The sequence below is a fragment of the Burkholderia sp. Bp9143 genome (assembly GCF_003853645.1).
Taxonomy (GTDB): Bacteria; Pseudomonadota; Gammaproteobacteria; order Burkholderiales; family Burkholderiaceae; genus Burkholderia.
The window spans coordinates 1-363 of sequence record NZ_QTPO01000181.1 but is presented as its reverse complement, the minus strand read 5'-3'; the positions used below and the strand labels follow the sequence as shown (position 1 = coordinate 363).

Sequence of the window (363 nt, the reverse complement as noted above, 5' to 3'; positions counted from 1 at the left end):
AGCCCGTTCGGCGCGAGCGCCGCGATCCACTCGAACTGCGAGGCCAGGTGCGGCGAGCTCAGCAAGGCCGCCGTGTATGCACCCACCGCGTAGAACGCGATATAGCCGAGGTCGAGCAGGCCGGCGAAGCCGACCACGACGTTCAGGCCCAGCGCGAGCATCACGTACAGCATCGCGAAGTCGAGCACGCGAACCCAGTAGTTGCCGCCAGCCGAGCCGATGATGATCGGCGCCGCGATCACGAAGGCCGCGGTCAGGAGGCCGATGGTGACGGTCTTGGCGGTGCTGCGCTCCTCGACGAGCGACGTCGAGGATTCGATCGGTTGAATGGATGTCATGTTGTTTGCTCCCCTTCCGTTACGC

1 protein-coding gene is annotated in these 363 nt (G+C 65.3%); it reads right to left on the bottom strand.

Annotated features, from left to right (window positions below):
* The coding region (locus DIE23_RS39250; protein WP_409364284.1) for an ABC transporter permease subunit at positions 1 to 338 on the bottom strand (338 nt) is incomplete at its 3' end.
* Positions 339 to 363 lie beyond the last annotated feature (25 nt).